15 protein-coding genes are annotated in these 15,745 nt (G+C 59.9%); 6 read left to right on the forward strand and 9 right to left on the reverse strand.

Going from position 1 to position 15,745, the window contains the following annotated elements; all coding sequences use genetic code 11:
• Nucleotides 1-12: 12 nt before the first annotated feature.
• Nucleotides 13-1,815, reverse strand: a complete 1,803-nt coding sequence (locus QMK54_RS08640; RefSeq protein ID WP_320402353.1) for a di-heme-cytochrome C peroxidase — start codon at nt 1,813-1,815, stop codon at nt 13-15.
• Between the two features lie 269 nt (nt 1,816-2,084).
• Between QMK54_RS08640 and QMK54_RS08645 the strand changes: the two genes are divergently transcribed.
• From QMK54_RS08645 to QMK54_RS08665, 5 genes are all read left to right on the forward strand, one after another.
• Entirely contained in the window at nt 2,085-2,801 is a 717-nt protein-coding gene (locus tag QMK54_RS08645) for an FKBP-type peptidyl-prolyl cis-trans isomerase (RefSeq protein ID WP_103394837.1), read from the forward strand.
• Nucleotides 2,802-3,094: 293 nt separating this feature from the next.
• Nucleotides 3,095-3,550, forward strand: coding sequence for a YkvA family protein (locus tag QMK54_RS08650; RefSeq protein ID WP_320402354.1), 456 nt, complete (start codon nt 3,095-3,097; stop codon nt 3,548-3,550).
• A 114-nt stretch (nt 3,551-3,664) separates the two neighbouring features.
• Complete coding sequence (locus QMK54_RS08655) at nt 3,665-4,006, forward strand: helix-turn-helix domain-containing protein (RefSeq protein ID WP_110659356.1); 342 nt, start codon at nt 3,665-3,667, stop codon at nt 4,004-4,006.
• Entirely contained in the window at nt 4,003-4,374 is a 372-nt protein-coding gene (locus QMK54_RS08660) for a hypothetical protein (RefSeq protein ID WP_046049139.1), read from the forward strand. The genes QMK54_RS08655 and QMK54_RS08660 overlap by 4 nt, the downstream gene beginning before the upstream one ends.
• Complete coding sequence (locus QMK54_RS08665; RefSeq protein WP_110659345.1) at nt 4,375-4,782, forward strand: sel1 repeat family protein; 408 nt, start codon at nt 4,375-4,377, stop codon at nt 4,780-4,782.
• A gap of 231 nt (nt 4,783-5,013) precedes the next feature.
• Here the strand turns inward: QMK54_RS08665 and QMK54_RS08670 are convergent, their stop codons facing one another.
• Both QMK54_RS08670 and QMK54_RS08675 read right to left on the reverse strand, forming a co-directional pair.
• Nucleotides 5,014-6,804: a bifunctional diguanylate cyclase/phosphodiesterase gene (locus QMK54_RS08670; protein WP_320402355.1), complete on the reverse strand. Its 1,791-nt coding sequence runs from the start codon at nt 6,802-6,804 to the stop codon at nt 5,014-5,016.
• 145 nt (nt 6,805-6,949) lie between these two features.
• The gene (locus QMK54_RS08675) at nt 6,950-9,031 is read right to left on the reverse strand and encodes a carboxy terminal-processing peptidase (protein WP_181432027.1); all 2,082 of its coding nucleotides are present in this window, start codon (nt 9,029-9,031) and stop codon (nt 6,950-6,952) included.
• Nucleotides 9,032-9,169: 138 nt separating this feature from the next.
• Between QMK54_RS08675 and QMK54_RS08680 the strand changes: the two genes are divergently transcribed.
• Complete coding sequence (locus tag QMK54_RS08680; RefSeq protein WP_110659349.1) at nt 9,170-10,132, forward strand: zinc-binding dehydrogenase; 963 nt, start codon at nt 9,170-9,172, stop codon at nt 10,130-10,132.
• A gap of 112 nt (nt 10,133-10,244) precedes the next feature.
• Here the strand turns inward: QMK54_RS08680 and QMK54_RS08685 are convergent, their stop codons facing one another.
• The 6 genes from QMK54_RS08685 to QMK54_RS08710 all read right to left on the reverse strand — a co-directional run bounded on the left by QMK54_RS08685 (nt 10,245) and on the right by QMK54_RS08710 (nt 15,548).
• The gene (locus tag QMK54_RS08685) at nt 10,245-10,898 is read right to left on the reverse strand and encodes an HAD family hydrolase (protein WP_320402356.1); all 654 of its coding nucleotides are present in this window, start codon (nt 10,896-10,898) and stop codon (nt 10,245-10,247) included.
• Nucleotides 10,899-10,932: 34 nt separating this feature from the next.
• A complete protein-coding gene (locus QMK54_RS08690) occupies nt 10,933-11,922 on the reverse strand; it encodes an ABC transporter ATP-binding protein (RefSeq protein WP_320402357.1) in 990 nt (329 codons plus the stop codon).
• Nucleotides 11,919-12,719 (reverse strand): ABC transporter permease, encoded by an 801-nt coding sequence (locus QMK54_RS08695; RefSeq protein WP_160390138.1) that lies wholly within the window; start codon nt 12,717-12,719, stop codon nt 11,919-11,921. The genes QMK54_RS08690 and QMK54_RS08695 overlap by 4 nt, the downstream gene beginning before the upstream one ends.
• Complete coding sequence (locus QMK54_RS08700) at nt 12,706-13,542, reverse strand: ABC transporter permease subunit (RefSeq protein WP_320402358.1); 837 nt, start codon at nt 13,540-13,542, stop codon at nt 12,706-12,708. Before QMK54_RS08700 ends, QMK54_RS08695 begins: the two co-directional genes overlap by 14 nt.
• A gap of 5 nt (nt 13,543-13,547) precedes the next feature.
• Nucleotides 13,548-14,354, reverse strand: coding sequence for an alkaline phosphatase family protein (locus tag QMK54_RS08705; RefSeq protein WP_320402359.1), 807 nt, complete (start codon nt 14,352-14,354; stop codon nt 13,548-13,550).
• 126 nt (nt 14,355-14,480) lie between these two features.
• A complete protein-coding gene (locus QMK54_RS08710) occupies nt 14,481-15,548 on the reverse strand; it encodes an ABC transporter substrate-binding protein (protein ID WP_110662181.1) in 1,068 nt (355 codons plus the stop codon).
• Nucleotides 15,549-15,745 lie beyond the last annotated feature (197 nt).

Raw genomic sequence — 15,745 nt, forward strand, 5'->3', positions numbered from 1 at the left:
CTGGGTCTGTGATCATGGCAATTGCGCTTCCAGCGGGCCGCCCAGCACTTTCAGGTATTCCAGCAGTGCCCAGCGTTCTTGCGGCTGCAACCAGCGGCCGATCACGCCATCGCCGAGTTTGCCGGCACGGAATTCATGACCGCTGTTGTGGTTGCCGGTGATTCGCGTGTCGAACACAAAGGCATTGTCGAAGGCTTCGGTGCGATAACCCAGGTGTCCCGGGTCGTATTCGAAAGTGCCTTTGTAGAATGTGGTCGCACGCTCATCCTGAGGCGACAGCAATTGATAGATGCTCGGAACCGAACCGTTGTGCAGAAACGGTGCCGTCGCCCATACACCCGCCAATGGCCTGGCCTTGTATGCCCGTAACTCACGCACACCGATTGGCAGGCCGAAACCGTCCATTTGCGGACGCTCGGCAGGGGTGACCTTGGCGTCTTGATAGGCGCGGTCCTGGACATAGGCGGTGACATAGGCCAGCCCCTTGGCCACGGACATTTTGCTCAGGTCCAGTGGTTCGGTTGGTTTTGGTTCTACATCAAGTTTTTCCAGTTCCGCCTGCTTCCATTGCAGCGCTGTCAGGTCGAAGCGGTGGTCGGCGATGTTGTTGGCCGCGCCGGGGTCGGTGCCAATGTATTCCACCGGAATCATTTTCAAGTGCTGGACATACCGCCCCTCGCCCTGGGTGGTGCGCGGTACATGACATCCCGCGCAGTTTTCCGCGAACAAGACGCGACCCTTTGCTGCCAGCGTCTTGTCGACCGCGCCCAACAGATCTTCCGGCCAGGCCGGAGGCGCGAGGCGTTGCAGGGTTTCTTCGATCAGGTGCAGGTCGCGCACACGGACGCTGGAGGGGTAACGGGCATCGCCCATCAGCGGCTGGCCGTTCTTGTCGAAGAAGTTCAGCGTGGCACCGACACCAAGGGCCTCGCCGATGTTGCGCGCCATCGGTTGTTTCGCCGAGCCATTCCACTGCACCCATTCGAACGTCCACATGTCCCACAGCTGCGGATAATCGACCGGGGCATTGGCCACGCGGTAGTTGTCGGGGGAGATCGCGTCACCGAAGCTGGCGTTGGCAATGCGCCCGAAGGCATCTGTGCGCCCCGGGCCTTCCTCGGTCGGATAAAGCCCGCGATGGGTGTCGTTCCAGGCCACCTTGATGAACGTATCCAGTGAAGACTTGAGTTCTTTGCGTAGCTGTTGGTGACGGGCGTCGTAGTCCTTGCCCAGCACATTGCGTGCGAAACGTTCGAACTTCCACGGGTTGTAGTAGGTCGAGGCCAGGCTGGCTACCAGCGCTTGTCCGAAACTGCCCCCTTTGAGTGTAGGAACACTGGACGGCAGGACATGCTGCGCCGAGCCGCCGTCGATGCGCACGGCCTGGCCCTTGAAGCGAAGTTCGCCGGTGTGGCAGGCCGCGCAGGTGATATCCAGAAACATATCCGGGCTTCCCGCATTCTGATGCCGGGTGAAGCCGACCGGAAGGTTGCCGGGGTTGTTCGCTGTCGGTTTCTGGCCAGGGTCCACCAGAAAACCGAAGCGGGCGAGGTATTCGGGGGCGGCGAAGCGTTGCTGCGAGAAGGGCAGTTCAAGGGCGGTGAACCAGTCGTAACGCAAGCCTTTGACTTGAGTGCCCTGAGGGGTGAAGTAGTAGGTTTCGCGGTCGGCCGCGCTCCATTGCTCCAGGTAATGCACCTGTTGTGCCGGCGCCCAGACCGGCAATTTCGGGTTGGCGACGTAGTAAAGCACCACGGCCATGACCAGCCCGAGCAGTACTGCGATGAGAACCAGCAAGCGAATGAAGAGGCGCAAGATAAACATCCTTGTCGAATTATCATTCCGTTATGCCCGAGTGCCCGAGGTGCGGCAAGAGGCCATTACGCCAGATATTGTAGGTTCAGGAATCAGTCTGCATCGGAACAAGATGAAAGAAGCTTCATCAGCCGAATTGTGAAATGCGTTTAAACACCTGAACTTATCAATTGATTCCGGCTCTCATGCCGGTAGCCATTGGTCGTGGCGGCCTGATAAGCTCGCGGCTTTACTCGATTGCCCTTTAGGCGCATGAACAAGGAAATAGCATGAAACAGCATCGGTTGGCGGCGGCGGTGGCCCTGGTTAGCCTGGTACTCGCGGGTTGTGATTCGCAGACCAGCGTAGAGCTGAAAACTCCGGCGCAAAAAGCTTCCTACGGCATTGGCCTGAACATGGGCAAGAGCCTGGCTCAAGAAGGCATGGATGACCTGGATTCCAAAGCTGTAGCCCAGGGCATCGAAGACGCCGTCGGCAAGAAAGAACAGAAGCTCAAGGACGAAGAGTTGGTTGAAGCGTTCGCCGCACTGCAAAAGCGTGCCGAAGAGCGCATGGCCAAGATGAGCGAAGAGTCGGCCGCTGCCGGCAAGAAGTTCCTCGAGGAAAACGCCAAGAAAGCCGGCGTGACTACCACCGCTTCGGGCTTGCAGTACGAAGTTGTACAGAAGGCCGATGGCCCTCAGCCAAAGCCGTCTGACGTAGTGACCGTTCACTACACCGGCAAGCTCACCAATGGCACCGTATTCGACAGCTCCGTCGAGCGCGGTAGCCCGATCGATCTGCCGGTCAGCGGTGTGATCCCGGGTTGGGTCGAAGGCCTGCAACTGATGCACGTTGGCGAGAAGTACAAGCTGTACATCCCTGCTGACCTGGCTTACGGCGCTCAAAGCCCGAGCCCGGCGATTCCAGCCAACTCGGTGCTGGTATTCGACCTGGAACTGCTGGCCATCAAGGATCCGGCAAAAGAAGACGCCGCTGCCAAGTAATCAGCGCCTGCTTCGATAACAACGCCTCGCTCATGCGGGGCGTTGTTGCATCTGGCGTGCGGTACGGGTAAACAAAACGAACAGACGCTCTGGCCCGCAGTCTTAGCCATAGTAGCCTCGGCGGTAGACGCACAAGGCCGCCAAGTCAATGAAATTATGGGTTTTTTTTGATGAGTAAAAAACGCCCGATCTGAACGCAGGCCTTGTAAAACGGGGCTTTCAGCGGTGAAAAGCAGCTCTGTTCACAAGGTTATCCACAATTTGTGTGGATAACATTTCAACGGGAGGAATTGATGAAAGTACCCTGGAATTTCGCTCGTTTCCTGCCACTGGCCGGACGCCTGCTGGCACGCGGTCGATTGCCGACCCTGTTGTTCGCGGTCGCCAGCAAAGGCGCGAGCCAGGGCTATCGACTGGGCAAGATCAAGGATGACTTGAAGCTGTTGCAGGCACTTTGCCTGGCGTACTGGCGTGGTGAGTATCGAGCCATCAGCCCCAAGGCGCTGATTTCGGTTGTCGCGGGCCTGATGTATTTCCTCAGCCCGGTGGATGCGATCCCGGATTTCATTCCGGTTTTCGGCATGTTCGATGACATCGCGGTACTGGCGTGGCTGATGAAAGTGCTAGACGACGAACTCAATGCCTTCCGCGCCTGGCGAAAACGGCAAGTACCGGAGAAGCTCGCGGTGGTCGAGCGTCTGCCTGATAGCCCCGAGCAACTTCAACTTCAAGGCCCGAAAAAACACTGAGTCGATTTCGACCTGTTCACAGATAGATGCCCCCCGCGACCTTGGCCGCTGTTAGGATTACACTTCTAGGGAAAAGTGCCGACTCGCTAAGTGTTGTTGTCCTACGGGGTAGTCATGGATATTCAGATAATTACACGCGAAGGCGAGCCCGAATACGCGGTTCTGCCATGGGCTCAGTATCAGGCGTTACTCAAAGCAGCAGGCATCAAGGAGCAAGCGTCGCCGCAGGCCACGAAGCTTCAAGCCGCAACACCAGACGCGATTCTTCCTGGTCTGGATCAACTACGCAGTTTGCGCGAAGGGAAGGGCATCGCCATCGAGGCGCTGGCCCGCACGGTAGGCATCAGCCCGTCTTACCTGGCCATGATCGAAAGTGGCGAGCGTCTGCCCGACGCCGCGATTCGCCGCAGCCTGGCGTGGGAATTGACGGTGCCTGGGTGGAGGGAAGAATCGTGAGCGTACGCATCAGTCGTCAACATTGGGACGGATTGTTGGGCGAACTGGATCAGGCGCGCCGCCAGCGCCATCTGTTGACGTATCGGGCATTGCTGGAGCGTTTGCAGTTGCCGACCCCGGCCATGCTGACCCTGACGGCGGCCCTTGAGCATCTGGCCGCACTGGATGCCAAGGCGGAGCAGCCATTGCGCAGTTCATTGGTGATCAGCCAGGGCGCCAGCCGTTTGCCGCGCACCGGATTCTTTGAGTGTGTCGAGCGCCTGGGGCGTTTCTCGGGGCCTTCGGATGGCGTCGCCGCCGCGTCCTGGCACGCCTCGGAAGTGGTGCGGGTGTTCGAATACGAATACCCGGAATCGGCCGAGGCCTGAGTGTTTTTACAACTCAAGGCGCGGGCCGGCTACTGGCTCGCGCGCCGGCTGTTTCACTGGTCGTGGTTTGTCCGTCAGCCACGTGGCTGGCACTGGCTCGAAGGCCAGTTCGCGCGCATGGCCAACCTGGGCGATGTCGGCGCCCAGAGCTTCTATGGGCACATCCTGACGTTTCGCGGCGTCGGCCTTGGTGCTCGTGAGGAGGGCGTGCGTTTGTTGCGCCTGGCGGCCTTGGCAGGCGATGGCAAGGCGGCGTATCAAGTGGGCGTGATCAGCCTGGCAGGGACGGCGAGCAAGGCACCGGATCCGGTTGAAGCGGCGCGATTCTGGGGGATCGCAGCGAAGGCCGGGCATCCGTTGGCACCGATCAAGTTGCAAGAGCTGATGTCTCGCGAGCCTGACCTGTAACCCCAAGGCTGCAGGGTGATGGTTGTGAGATGCTCGACGTGATTGGGCGACGGTTGCGGACCAGGCCTCTTGAATCCCTGTAGGAGCTGGCTTGCCAGTGATGGCGGTGTGTCAGGCGAAGTAAATGTTGGCTGTGCCGGCCTCTTCGCGAGCAAGCCCGCTCCCACAGGTTTATTGGATGCTCCCGGGATTTGTGCCTGGTCGTGATTGCCTGCGATGGCGTCCTGTCAATCAACGCTGCCCTGTCAGCCAAACCGCTTCGGGCTCCGGCACCACCAGGCTATCAATCACATGCACGCTATACCCTTGCACACTCTTCGCATGGTGCTTGGCCTGTGAGGCCATCTCGGCCAACTGGCTCGCATCGAGTTGTCCACAGGCCTGTGGATGCAAATGCACCACGCCGATCGACAGCGACAACAGTGCAAACTCCTGCCGTACACCCTGGCGGTTCGGTGCGATGAAGTAGCCGGCTTCCAGGTGCTCGCTGCGGTAGAAGCGTCGACACTGGCTCTGGAAGTCGTCGAGCAACTGGTTCAAACGTTTGCGCCAATCTTCCGGGCCGAGTACCAGCAGGAAATCATCACCGCCGATATGGCCGACGAAGTCGCGGGCCGGGTCGACGCGGTCGTTCAGGCATTGCGCCAGGCACAACAGGACTTCGTCGCCGCGGCCGTAGCCGTAGATGTCGTTGAAGGGTTTGAAGCTATCGATGTCGACGTAGCAGATCACCGATTCCCGTTGCTGTTGCAGCAGCCGCGTCAGGCATTGCTGAATGGGTACGTTGCCTGGCAGCAAGGTGAGCGGGTTGGCGTAGCGGGCCTGCTGTATCTTCAGTTCGGTTATCAGTTTGAGCACGTCTATCACCCGGCCCAGCCCGAGGTAGCCGCCATTGAGGGTGATGATGAAATCTTCTTCGATGCGCTGGCGGGCACGGCTGGTGATCAGGCGGCTGACCTGTTGCAGCGACTGGCTCAGCTCGACGGCGAGGAAGTCATCGTTCATCAAGCGGCTGATGGGCTTGCGGGCGAACAGGTCGGTGGCAAAGGGCTTGAGCAGGGCGTCGGAGAGCGAGTGCCGATGGACAATGCCGCAGGGCTGACCCTGTCCATCCAGGACCGCCAGCGAATTCAGGTTGGCCTGGCGGCGAAAGGCCTCGAGCACCGTGGCGGTCGGGGTGTCCCGGTTCACTGCGGGTTGCTCGTTGAGCAGGGCGCTGAGGTCGCTGCCGTCTTCGCTCAGTACAACGGCGGTGCTGTCGTGTCGGGGCATCAATGCCCGGGCATCCCGTGGCGGGTGTTCGTGGGGGCGGCAAAGCAGGTAGCCCTGCACCAGGTCCACGCCCATATCGGTCAGCACCGTGAGTTCTTCGGCTAGCTCGATGCCTTCGGCGATGACTTGTGCCCGCGATGCCTTGGCGATTTGCAGGATCGAGCCGACGAACTCGCGCTTGAGCGCATCCTGATGAATGCCATCAATGAAATGCCGGTCGATTTTCACATAGTCCGGCCGCAGTTCCGACCACAAGCGCAAACTCGAATAGCCCGCGCCCAGATCGTCCAGCGCAATCGAAAACCCCATCGCCCGATAGTGATGCAGGGCGGTTTGCAGCAGTTGGAAATCATCCGTCGGCGTTTGTTCCGTGAGTTCGATGACGACCTGACTCGGCGCAATGCCGAAGTCTTGCAGCAATTGCAGGGTGCGCCCCGGTTGATGCGCCGCTTCGAGCAGGGATTCCGGAGATACGTTAAGGAACAACAGCCCAGGCAGTTGTTGCTCCTTGAAGCGTCGGCAAGCGCTTTCGCGGCAGGCAATTTCCAGCTCGCTCAGGCGTCCGGCCTGGCGGGCGACGGCGAACAGGGCGACAGGGGAGTGCAGTGGGCTGTTGGAGGGGCCACGGCTGAGGGCTTCGTAGCCGAGAATTCGCCGTTCAGAGAGACTGATGATGGGTTGGAACAGGCTGTGTAAACCGCTTTGAGTCAGGATTGAGCTCAAGGCACTCAGCTGTTCGGTTGTGGTCATGGCGATCTCTGGCGATAAAAAAAGGACCGGGCGTGCCCTTGGTAAAAGAGCACGCCCGGTCCTTTATTTCACGACAGAATGATGACTGTTTGATGACGCTCCGGGGAGCGTCAGTATTAAATTGCCATCAGTTGCGTGTGAAAACTCAGTGCTTGGCCACGGCCGTGTTGAGTTTCAGGTAGTCCAGCAGAATCCGTCCGGTTTCGCTCAGGTAGGCATCGTCTTCCGGTTTGGTCTTGTCATCCTCGGCGGCAATGGCGTCCTCGTCTTCTTTCTTCAGCTCTTTGAGCGGTTCTTCGCCCTTGGCCTTGCGACGGATGTTTTCCATTGTCAGCTGCTTGGCTTCGATGTCGGCGTGTTGTGCGCGACGTTCGGCTTCGTTGAGGCTGACGGTTTTCTCGGCCATCAGTTTCTGCGCCAGGGCCAGCTTGTCGCGGATGAACACGAACTCCGCATCCTTGGCCGTGCGCAGGTCATGCTCGGACTTGAGCTGCGAGATGTACGGCTTGAACGGATCCACCGCAGGCTTGATTGCCGCCTTGATGGTGTCCCACGGCATGGCTTCCGGCAGGGCGCTTTCACCGATTTCCTTGGTGTCGATGATCGACGGGTAGTCGATGTCCGGCAGGACGCCCTGATGCTGGGTGCTCTGCCCGGAAACCCGGTAGAACTTGGCCAGGGTCAGTTTCAGTTCGCCATGGTTGAGCGGCTGAATGGTCTGCACGGTGCCTTTGCCGAAGGTCTGGCCGCCAATGATCAGTGCGCGGTGGTAGTCCTGCATGGCGCCGGCAAAAATCTCCGAAGCCGAGGCGGACAAGCGGTTGACCAGCAACGCCATCGGGCCTTTGTAGAACGCGCCCGGGTTTTCATCTTCCAGGACATCGACCCGGCCATCGGCGTTACGCACAAGCACGGTCGGGCCTTTGTCGATGAACAGGCTGGTCAGCTCGGTGGCTTCCTGCAAGGAGCCGCCGCCGTTGTTGCGCAGGTCGATGACCACGCCGTCGACTTTCTCTTTCTGCAGTTCAGTCAGCAGTTTCTTGACGTCGCGGGTGGTGCTCTTGTAATCCGGGTCGCCGGCACGGAAGGCCTTGAAGTCCAGATAGAACGCCGGGATCTCGATGACGCCGAGTTTGTAGTCCTTGCCGTCCTGCTTCAGGTTCAAGACCGACTTCTTCACGGCCTGGTCTTCGAGCTTCACCGCTTCACGGGTGATCGGCACGATCTTGGTGGTCTGGTCGTTCGGCGCATTGCTGGCCGGGATGACTTCCAGGCGCACCACGGTGCCCTTCGGACCACGAATCAGCTTGACCACTTCGTCCAGGCGCCAGCCCACCACGTCGACCATCTCTTTGTTGCCCTGGGCAACGCCGATGATCTTGTCGGCCGGAGCAACCTGCTTGGTCTTGTCCGCCGGACCTGCCGGCACCAGGCGCACGACTTTCACCTGGTCGTTATCGCTCTGCAACACGGCACCGATGCCCTCGAGGGACAGGCTCATGTTGATGTCGAAGTTCTCCGCGTTATCCGGCGACAGATAGTTTGTGTGCGGGTCGTAGGACATGGCGAAGGTGTTGATGTACGCCTGGAAGATGTCTTCCGCGCGGGTCTGGTCCAGGCGCGCCAACTGGTTCTTGTAGCGCTTGGTCAGGGTTTCCTGGATCTGCTTGGGTTCTTTGCCGGCGATCTTCATCCGCAGCACTTCATCCTTGACGCGTTTGCGCCACAGGTCGTCGAGTTCTGCAGTGGACTTGAGCCAAGGGGCGTCCTTGCGGTCGATCAGCAAGGTTTCCTTGGTGGTGAAGTCGATCTTGTCGACGCCTTTGTTCAGTTCGGCAAGGGCGAAGTCCAGGCGCGCCTTGACGCGATCCAGGTAGCGTTTGTAGATGGTGAACCCGGCGTTCAGGTCGCCGCTCTTGAGGAAGTCGTCGAACTGCGTCTTCCACTTGTCGAATTCGGCAATGTCGCTGGCCATGAAGTAGCTGCGCGACGGATCCAGCAGCTTGAGGTAGCTGTCGTAGATGATCACCGAGCGCGCGTCATCGAGTGGCGGCTTGCTGTAGTGGTGGCGCTTGAGCAACTCCACGACGTTCAGGCTGGCGATCACTTCGTCACGATCGGGTTGAAGCTTGTCCCAGCTATTGGCTGCGAATGTATTGCTCGACATCGGCAGCAAGCCGATACCGATGAATAGGGCGAGGGCAGTGCTGGGGAACAGATGCTTCATGCTGATTCGACGCGGGGACAATTGATAACGCATATTAGGCCGTCTTTGAAGTCGCCGGATCTTTGGGAACCGGTCGCATAATGCAAAAAGCCCGACGCTATAGCTTCGGGCTCAGTCCAGACTCACTATGGAGGCACTGTGAAAGCATTGCAAGGCGTTGACGGTCAAGTGGTGTGGGTTGATGAACCGAGTCCTGCGTGCGATGTAGGACAAGTTCGTATACGAGTGGCGGCATCGGGCCTCAATCGCGCCGATTTGTTGCAGAAAGCCGGTCTATACCCGCCACCACCAGGGGCCAGCCAAGTGCTCGGTCTAGAGTGCTCGGGGGTGATCAGCGAGGTCGGCGCCGGGTCCTCCTGGCAGGTTGGCGATCGGGTTTGCGCCTTGCTGGCCGGGGGCGGGATGGCCGAAGAGGTGGTTGTCGACGGGCGGCATGTGCTGCCGGTTCCCGACGGAGTGTCACTGGTCGAAGCGGCGGCATTGCCCGAAGTTTATGCAACAGTCTGGTTGAATTTGTTTCAACTGGCTGCGCTCAAGCCGGGTCAGAAGGTTCTGCTGCACGCGGGAGCAAGTGGAATCGGTTCAGCGGCCATTCAGCTGTGCAAGGCCTTCGGCAATCCGTGCTGGGTCAGTGTCGGTTCCGCCGAGCGGCTGGCGTACTGCGAAGCGCTGGGTGCCCAGGGCGGCGTGGTGCGTGACGGTAATCTGGAAAGCTTGCGGGACCTGGGGCCGTTCGACGTGATTCTCGATCCGGTGGGCGGCAATTACTCGGCATTGAACCTCAAGCTGCTGGCCCAGGATGGCCGCTGGGTGCTGATCGGCCTGATGGGCGGCCGCGAGGCCAAGCTCGATCTGGCCCAGGTACTGGCCAAGCGCGTGCAGTTGCTGGGCTCGACCCTGCGCAGCCGTGATGATCAGTTCAAGGCCGATCTGTTCAGTGATCTAAGCCAGCACGTGTGGCCGTTGTTTGCCGAGGGGCGCTTGAGCCCGCAACTGGCCAGGACATTCCCGATCAAGGATGCGGAGGCCGCGTTTGCCGAGCTGGCGAGCAATACCGTGGCGGGGAAGGTGGTGTTGGTGATTGACGAGAGTCTGAGCTGACAACACGGCACCTGTGGGAGCGGGCTTGCTCGCGAAGGCGTCGTGTCTGTCAATACATCGTTGAATGACACACCGCTTTCGCGAGCAAGCCCGCTCCCACAGGGGACTTCGATTACTTCCAGAGATGGATCGGCCAGCCTGCCTTTTCGGCGTGCTCAAGCAACACCGGATCCGGGTTCACCACATGCGGGAAATCCACCTTGAGCAACAGCGGCAGATCGTTGCGTGAGTCGGAATAGAAGCTCGCGCCTTCGAGGTTTTCCTCCTCTGCATCCAGCCACTCCAACAAGCGGGTGATCTTGCCTTCGCGGTAGGTCAGGGTGCCGACGGTATGGCCGGTGTAAACACCGTGCGCCACTTCCAGTTCGATGCCCAGAATTTCGTCGATGCCCAGGCGCGCGGCGATGGGGCCGACCAAATGGGTGCCCGAGGCAGAGATCACCAGAATCCGGTCGCCAGCCTTGCGATGAGCCGCGATGGTTTGGGTGGCGTCACTGAAAATGATTGGCTCGATGTGGTCTTCCACCCACGGTCCGACCAGATGGTCGACCTCTTCTGGCGTACGGCCGATCATCGGCTCGAGGCTGAAGGTCATGTAGTCCTCCATGCGCAGCTTGCCGTGGCTGTAGGCGTCCATCAGTTCATTGTTCTGCCGCATGAACGACTCGGCGTCGACCCAGCCCAGGCGGCCCATCTGCTCGCTCCAAAGGGTGGCGCAGTCGCCGTGGATCAGGGTTTCGTCCAGATCAAAAATTGCCAGGGCCATCAGTGCAGTTCTCTCTTCAGCATAAGCAAAGGCATCAGGCTACCTCACACAGGGCCGTCGGATCGATGGAAAGCGCCAGGCGCTGCCCATCGGGATGCAGGTCGGCCGCCGAGCGGTTCAGCACATCCACCACCAATTCCACGCCCCGGGCTTCGACCCGGTAGCGGATTACGTTGCCTAACAGGCTGTGGCTGCGTACCTGCGCGTCCAGTTCGCCGTTGAGGCTCAGCTCGATGGCCTCGGGGCGAATGGCGATGCGCTTGCTGATGGGCCGCTGCAGCAGCTTCGAGGCGCTGTCGGCGTCCAGCAGGTTGTAGTTGCCGATGAACCCGGCAGCGAACACATCCACCGGCGCAGTGTAGAGGGTTTCGGCGTCGCCGCTTTGTACGATTTTTCCCTGATTCATGAGGAAAATCCGGTCAGACATGGTCAGGGCTTCTTCCTGATCGTGTGTGACGAAAATCGTGGTCAAGCCCAGTTCGCGCTGGATCTGACGGATCTGCTCGCGCAGATGCTTGCGGATCCGCGCGTCCAGCGCCGACAGCGGTTCATCCAGCAGCAACAGGCGTGGCCGCGTGACCAGGGAGCGGGCGAGGGCGACGCGTTGGCATTGGCCACCGGACAGCTGATGTGGATAACGGGCGGCGAAGTCTTGCAGCTCCACCAGTTTCAGCACTTCGGCGACACGCTTCTGGCTGTCGTCGGCGTTGACTTTCTGCATGCGCAAGCCGAAGGCGACGTTCTGTTCCACGCTCATGTTGGGGAACAGGGCATAGCTCTGGAACACCATGCCGATTCGACGTTTCTGCGGGCTCAGGGGCACGATGTCCTGGCCGTCGAGGAGGATCTTGCCGCCATCCACCGAGGTCAGGCCGGCGATGCAGCGCAGCAGGGTCGATTTGCCGCAACCGGACGGGCCGAGCAGGGTGACGAACTCACCCTTCTGGATTTCGCAATTGATGTCCGTGAACACCGTGGTGCCCGCATAGTCTTTTTTAAGGTGTTGGACGCTGACGAAGCTCATTGGCTTTTGTCCTTGTTCAAGATGTTGGCAGCCCAGGTCAGGACCAGCACAAACAAGAAGTAGGAAATCACCAGCGCACTGGTGAAATGACCGCTGCTGTTGCGCATGTTGTTGAGGTAGACCTGCAGGGTTTCGTAGCGGGTGCCGACCAGGATGTTGGCGAACACGAACTCACCGAACAGGAACGAGAACGACAGCAGCAATGCCACCATCAGGCCCTTGCGCAGGTTCGGCAGCACCACCAGGAAGGCGGCTTGAAAGGTGCTGGCGCCGAGCAACTGGGCGGCGTCCATCAGGTCGCGCAGGTTGATCGCTTGCAGGTTGTTGGTGATCGCCCGGTACATGAACGGCAGCGCCACGGTGAAGTAGCAACCGATCAGGATCCACGGCGTACCGACCATGGCGAACGGTCCGGAACCATAGAGCTGCAGCAGCCCCACCGACGACACCACCGGTGGCACGGCGAAGGGCAGCAGGATCAGGATGTTCATCAACGCGTCGAGTTTCGGGAAGTGGTAATGCACCACGAACAGCAGCGGCAGAATCAGCACCACCGCCAGGATCAATGCGCCGACACACACCAACAGCGATTGGCCGAAAGCGCTCAGGAAGCGCGGATCGCTCCACAGCTGCGCGTACCATTTGATACTGAAACCGCTGGGCAGAATGGTTGCCGACCAACTGCTGGAAATCGAGTAGATAAAGGTGCCGAGCAGCGGCAGCAACATTATGGCAAACAGCAGGTAAACCACCACACGATGGTAGATGCCAGCGGGCCCCAGTTCAGCGCGAGACATGGTAGCTCCTCTTCAACAGCAGTTGATGCACGATGGTCACCAGCGTCATCAACGCCACCAGTACCACGGCCAGGGCACTGGCCAGATTCGGGTCCAGGGAAATGTCGCCCGAGACCATCGCTGCGATCCGGATCGTCAGCACGTTGAAGTTGCCGGTGGTCAGGGCGTACACCGTGGCGTAGGCGCCGAGGGCGTTGGCCAGCAGGATCACGAAGGTGCCGAGCAGCGCCGGGGTCAGTACCGGCAGACCGATGTGCCGCCAGAACTGCCAACCATTGGCGCCGAGCAGCTCGGCGGACTCGCGCCAGTCTTCGCGCAAGGCATCGAAGGCCGGGTACAGCAGCAGCACGCCGAGGGGAATCTGGAAGTAGGTGTAGAGAATGATCAGCCCGGTTTTCGAATACAGGTTGAAGTCCTGAATGATCCCGGCCTGCTTGAGCATGATGGTGAAGCTGCCGTTGAAACCCAGCAAAATGATGAAGGCAAAGGCCAAAGGCACGCCGGAAAAGTTGCTGGTCATGTTGGCGAAGGCGTTGACGAAGTTGCGCAGCTTCGAATCGACCTGACGCAGGGAGTAAGCGCCGAGTACCGCGATGACGATGCCGAACACGCTGGACCAGAAACTGATCTCGAGGCTGTACTGGATCGCTTGCAGGTAAAACTTCGAGCTGAAGATCTTGCTGAAATTGGCCAGGCCCCAGCCGAACTCTTCCGATTGCAGGCTGTTGATCATCACCCAGGTCAGCGGTGCGATTTCGAACACGATGAAGAACAGCGCGAACGGGACCAGGCACAGGGCAGCGAGCCATTTACTGCGGGTCATGGCATTCACTTGAGCAACTCCCGGCAGACCGGTTTGTCGTGGGGCACGCCCAGCAACGCGCAGACGGTGCCGCAGATCTCGGTCTGTTTCGGCGCGGCGTCGGCGTCGAAGCTGAATGCGTCACCGAGAACGAACAACGGCACTTCGCGTTCTTCTTGCAGCAGGCCGTTGTGGGAGCGGTCGTTGTTCATGCCGTGGTCGGCGGTGACCAGCACCTGATAACCGGCATCGAGCCAGCCTTGCAGGTAGTCGGCCAGGATGATGTCGGCCGAGCGGGCGCTGTTGCGGTATTGCGGGGTGTCGAGGCCGTGCTTGTGCCCGGCGTCGTCGATGTTCATCGGGTGGATCAACAGGAAGTTCGGCGCATGGCGCAAACGCAGGTTTTCGGCGTCGGCGAACAGATGCGAATCCGGATAGTGGTCGTTCCAGTAGAAATGCCCGTGCTGGATCGGCAGTTGCGGGTCATCGGTGTGACGATCCCGGGCCGCCACGAAGGGTGAGCGGTTGTACAGCTCGCTGACCCAGTGATAGGCCGCCGCCGCAGTGACAAGACCTGCGTCGGTGGCGTAGTGATAGATGCTGCGCTGGTTGGACAGGCGCGAGACGTTGTTGTGGACAATCCCGCTGTCGATGGGCGCGACGCCGGTCAGGATGCATTCGTACAGCGGACGGGACAGGGCCGGCAACTCGCACTCCAGTTTGTAGAGTGCGGCACGTCCTGCACCGACGTAAGCCTGAAGGTGCCCCATGGCGTGGCGGGCAACCTCGTAGTTGAGGCCGTCGAGCACGACAAGGATGACGTTGTGCTTCATAGGGGCAAACTCCGTGGGTTCTCTCAGTCCTGTAGGAGCCGGCTTGCTGGCGATTGGATCACCGCTGTGGTCAAACAGACCGCGGTGGCCCGGATCGCCGGCAAGCCGGCTCCTACGGATGCAGCATTACTGCATATTGATGATGACTTCTTCCTGCCACTTCTGAGGAAGGGCCTTGGAGGTTTTTTCCCACGCATCCGCGTCCTTGATCGGCGTCACTTTCTTGTACTGCTCATTAGGCAGCAGCTTGGCCTGCACCTCGGCCGGCAGGGTCAGGTGTTCGGCGCGGATCGGACGGGCGTTGCCCTTGGCCAGGTTGATCTGGCCGGCGTCGCTGAAGATGTATTCGCGGGTCAGCTTGGCGGCGTTCGGGTTTTTCGCGTACTTGTTGATGATGGTGGTGTAGCCGGAAATTACCGAGCCGTCGGACGGGATCAGCACCACGTAGTCATCCGGATTGGCCATCTTGGCCTTGTAGCTCAGGCCGTTGAAGTCCCAGACCACGCCGACTTCGATCTCGCCTTTTTCCATGGCACCAATGACCGGGTTGGACATCGACAGGCGGCCCTGCTTGGCGATGTCGGCGAACAGATCCAGAGCAGGCTTGAGGTTCTTCTCGTCGCCACCATTGGCCAGTGCCGCGGCCAGTACGCCGTTCGCAGCCTGGGCAGCAGTGCTTACGTCACCGATGGAAACCTTGTACTTGCCGGTCTTGAGGTCAGCCCATTTGGTCGGCACTTCGGAACCGTGCAGCAACTTCTTGTTGACGATGAAAGCGATGGTGCCGGTGTAGGCCAGCGCCCAGTTGCCGTCCTTGTCCTTGGCCCAGGCTGGAACCTGGTCCCAGGTGGAGGGCTTGTAAGGCTGGACCACGCCTTGCTTGACCGCGATCGGGCCGAAAGCGGCACCGACGTCGCCGATGTCGGCGCTGGCGTTGTCTTTTTCCGCGGCGAACTTGGCGATCTCCTGGGCCGAGCTCATGTCGGTGTCGATGTGCTTGAGGCCGTACTTGTCGCTCAGGTCTTTCCAGGTGCCGGCCCAGTTGGCCCAGTCATCGGGCATGCCGACGCTGTTGACGGCGCCTTCCGCTTTCGCAGCGGCTTCCAGGGTTTTCAGATCGGTGTCGGCCGCCATGGCGGCGGTGCACATTGCAATGGTCGAGCCTAACAGTGATGCCAGGAAAAACTGTTTCATTCCGAAGCTCCTTGGGTCGTGTTCAACGCTGCGATTGCGGTTTGTGTTGGTCTAGGTCAGCAATACCTGAGCCAATTTAAGGGGGCTGGATGACACTTTGATGTCGTTCGTCGCCCGGAATGACTAATTGTTCGGCGGTATCGCCAGTGGCCTGCTAAGCGTAGACCATGGTCAAGGCCCCAGCTGGCAAGGGAGAT

The organism is Pseudomonas sp. P5_109 (assembly GCF_034009455.1).
Classification (GTDB): domain Bacteria; phylum Pseudomonadota; class Gammaproteobacteria; order Pseudomonadales; family Pseudomonadaceae; genus Aquipseudomonas.

Excerpts from the sequence above, each read along its gene's own strand:
- QMK54_RS08710 (WP_110662181.1), bottom strand. The coding sequence starts at position 15,548 with ATGAAACAGTTTTTCCTGGCATCACTGTTAGGCTCGACCATTGCAATG.
- QMK54_RS08685 (WP_320402356.1), bottom strand. The coding sequence starts at position 10,898 with ATGGCCCTGGCAATTTTTGATCTGGACGAAACCCTGATCCACGGCGAC.
- QMK54_RS08650 (WP_320402354.1), top strand. The coding sequence starts at position 3,095 with ATGAAAGTACCCTGGAATTTCGCTCGTTTCCTGCCACTGGCCGGACGC.
- QMK54_RS08645 (WP_103394837.1), top strand. The coding sequence starts at position 2,085 with ATGAAACAGCATCGGTTGGCGGCGGCGGTGGCCCTGGTTAGCCTGGTA.
- QMK54_RS08695 (WP_160390138.1), bottom strand. The coding sequence starts at position 12,719 with ATGTCTCGCGCTGAACTGGGGCCCGCTGGCATCTACCATCGTGTGGTG.
- QMK54_RS08705 (WP_320402359.1), bottom strand. The coding sequence starts at position 14,354 with ATGAAGCACAACGTCATCCTTGTCGTGCTCGACGGCCTCAACTACGAG.
- QMK54_RS08700 (WP_320402358.1), bottom strand. The coding sequence starts at position 13,542 with ATGACCCGCAGTAAATGGCTCGCTGCCCTGTGCCTGGTCCCGTTCGCG.
- QMK54_RS08655 (WP_110659356.1), top strand. The coding sequence starts at position 3,665 with ATGGATATTCAGATAATTACACGCGAAGGCGAGCCCGAATACGCGGTT.
- QMK54_RS08670 (WP_320402355.1), bottom strand. The coding sequence starts at position 6,804 with ATGACCACAACCGAACAGCTGAGTGCCTTGAGCTCAATCCTGACTCAA.
- QMK54_RS08690 (WP_320402357.1), bottom strand. The coding sequence starts at position 11,922 with ATGAGCTTCGTCAGCGTCCAACACCTTAAAAAAGACTATGCGGGCACC.
- QMK54_RS08675 (WP_181432027.1), bottom strand. The coding sequence starts at position 9,031 with ATGAAGCATCTGTTCCCCAGCACTGCCCTCGCCCTATTCATCGGTATC.